The sequence below is a fragment of the Streptomyces lonarensis genome (assembly GCF_012033735.1).
GTDB lineage: Bacteria > Actinomycetota > Actinomycetes > Streptomycetales > Streptomycetaceae > Streptomyces > Streptomyces lonarensis.
In genome coordinates this window covers 1-2,479 of record NZ_JAAVJD010000411.1, presented here as the reverse complement: position 1 = coordinate 2,479, position 2,479 = coordinate 1, and the positions used below count along the sequence as shown (strand labels likewise).

Annotated in this window: 1 protein-coding gene and 2 pseudogenes; 1 reads left to right on the top strand and 2 read right to left on the bottom strand. The window is 74.1% G+C overall.

Features of this window, described 5'->3' with window-relative positions; genetic code table 11:
* Positions 1–127 (bottom strand): annotated as a pseudogene (locus HCN56_RS26835) (4-(cytidine 5'-diphospho)-2-C-methyl-D-erythritol kinase); the annotation flags it as partial.
* A 15-nt stretch (positions 128–142) separates the two neighbouring features.
* On the opposite strand from HCN56_RS26835, the gene HCN56_RS25120 reads away from it, so the two are divergent.
* Positions 143–2,014, top strand: coding sequence for an ABC-F family ATP-binding cassette domain-containing protein (locus HCN56_RS25120; protein WP_167974885.1), 1,872 nt, complete (start codon positions 143–145; stop codon positions 2,012–2,014).
* A 181-nt stretch (positions 2,015–2,195) separates the two neighbouring features.
* Here HCN56_RS25120 and HCN56_RS25115 read toward each other — a convergent pair.
* Positions 2,196–2,479, bottom strand: a pseudogene (locus tag HCN56_RS25115) (hypothetical protein); the annotation flags it as partial.

The window sequence follows — 2,479 nt, the reverse complement described above, 5'->3', positions numbered from 1 at the left end:
CGTCGCCGTCGCGCAGCGCCGCCAGCAGCTCGGGGGCCGGTTCCGGTTCGGGGACGGGGGTGTCCCCGCGCAGCCGGTCGCACTCGCCGTAGACCTTCGGGGTGGACAGCCCTCCGCCCGCCGCACTACCCTGGGACCCCTCATGGCCACACCCACGAAGAACCTCGTCAACCTGGAATCGGTCCACAAGGTCTACGGCACACGGGCCCTGCTGGACGACATCTCGCTCGGAGTCGGTGAGGGGGACCGCATCGGCGTCGTCGGCCGCAACGGCGACGGCAAGACCACCCTCATCCGGGTGCTGACCCGGCTGGAGGAGCCGGACGCCGGCCGCGTCACCCACGCCGGCGGGCTGCGGGTCGGCGTGCTGACCCAGCACGACTCGCTCGACCCCGACGCGACGATCCGGCACGAGGTGATCGGTGACCGCGCCGACCACGAGTGGGCGGGCGACGCCAAGGTCCGCGACGTCCTCACCGGCCTGTTCGGCGGGCTGGACCTGCCCGGCTTCGCCGACGGCCTCGACACCCGCATCGGCCCGCTCTCCGGTGGTGAGCGCCGCCGCATCGCGCTCGCGCAGCTGCTCATCGCCGAGCAGGAGCTGCTGGTCCTCGACGAGCCGACCAACCACCTCGACGTCGAGGGCATCTCCTGGCTCGCCCGCCACCTGCGCGACCGCCGGTCCGCGCTGGTCTGCGTCACCCACGACCGGTGGTTCCTGGACCAGGTCTGCACCCGGGTCTGGGACGTGCAGCGCGGCACCGTCCACGGCTACGAGGGCGGGTACAGCGACTACGTCTTCGCCCGCGCCGAGCGGGAGCGGATCGCCGCCACCGAGGAGTCCAAGCGGCAGAACCTCATGCGGAAGGAGCTGGCCTGGCTGCGCCGGGGCGCGCCCGCCCGCACCAGCAAGCCCCGTTTCCGGATCGAGGCCGCCAACGCGCTGATCGCCGACGTGCCGCCGCCGCGCGACGGCGCGGAGCTGATGAAGTTCGCGACCGCCCGGCTGGGCCGCACCGTCTTCGACCTGGTGAACGTGACGCTGAAGGTCGGCGCGCAGCCGGACGGTTCGGGCGGCCGGGAGCTGCTGCACCAGCTCACCTGGCAGCTCGGTCCGGGCGACCGGATCGGCCTGGTCGGCGTCAACGGCGCGGGCAAGACGTCGCTGCTGCGGGCGCTCGCCGAGACGGCGGCCGACGGCGGCGAGGGCGTCTCGACGCTGGTGACGGGCGGTCGCATCAAGGTCGGGCGCACGGTCCGACTCGCCTACCTCTCGCAGGAGGTGGCCGAGCTCGACCCCGAACTGCGGGTGCTCCAGGCGGTGGAGCAGATCCGTGGCCGGGTCGACCTGGGCAAGGGCCGGGAGATGACCGCCGGCCAGCTCTGCGAGAAGTTCGGCTTCGTCAAGGAGCGGCAGTGGACCCCGGTCGGGGACCTCTCCGGCGGGGAGCGGCGCCGCCTGCAGATCCTGCGGCTGCTGATGGACGAGCCGAACGTGCTCTTCCTCGACGAGCCCACCAACGACCTGGACATCGAGACGCTGACCCAGCTGGAGGACCTCCTCGACGGTTGGCCCGGTTCCCTCGTCGTGATCAGCCACGACCGGTTCTTCCTGGAGCGGACCACCGACCGGGTGTTCGCCCTGCTCGGTGACGCCACTCTGCGGATGATGCCGCGCGGCATCGAGGAGTACCTGGAGCGTCGGGCCGCCCGGCGTGAGGACGCCTCCCGGACCGCGGCCGGTTCGCCGGCGTCGGGCGCCGGCGCGGGGTCGGCCGCCGCCGCCCCGGCCGCCAAGCCGGCGCAGCTGTCGCGGGCCGCGCAGAAGGAGACCCAGAAGATCGAGCGGCAGCTGGACCGGATCTCCGAGAAGGAGACGGCGCTGCACGCCGAGATGGCGGCGAGCGCGACCGACTTCGGGCGGGTGGCCGAATTGGACACCCAGCTCAGGGAGCTGTCCGCCCAGCGCGACGAGCTGGAGACCCGCTGGCTGGAGCTGGCCGAGGACGCCTGAGCGGCGGGGCGGGCCCGGTGGCCCCCCCCGCCCCTGGGCGGGGAAGTACGGATCGTTCGGGAACCGCCGGGGGTCGTTCAGCTGTCCGGTGGTAGAAAGAGCGTTGCGTACTTTCAGCCGACCAGTACCCCGGAGCGGGCCCGCACGACAGCCTGATTCCGGTCATTGGGGGAAACATGTCTCAGCCGCCGCCTCCGCCCGGCCCGCCGCCGGGCGGGCCGTCCGAGCAGCCGGACGAGCCTTCGGACGAGCAGTCCGGCACCGCGGGCGACAGCGCGTCGTCCGCGGCCGGCGGCCCGCCCGCCGGCCCGCCGGCGACGCCGCCCGCGGTGGAGTACGCCCCCACGGAACTGGCGATGCCCGCCGCCACGCCCCCGCCGCCCGGCCCGCCGCCGGAGCCGTCGTCGCCCTCACCGTCCCCGCCCTCGTCACCGCCGGGGGCCGGGTTCTCGTCGTCGGCCGGGG

Excerpts from the sequence above, each read along its gene's own strand:
- HCN56_RS25120 (WP_167974885.1), top strand. The coding sequence starts at position 143 with ATGGCCACACCCACGAAGAACCTCGTCAACCTGGAATCGGTCCACAAG.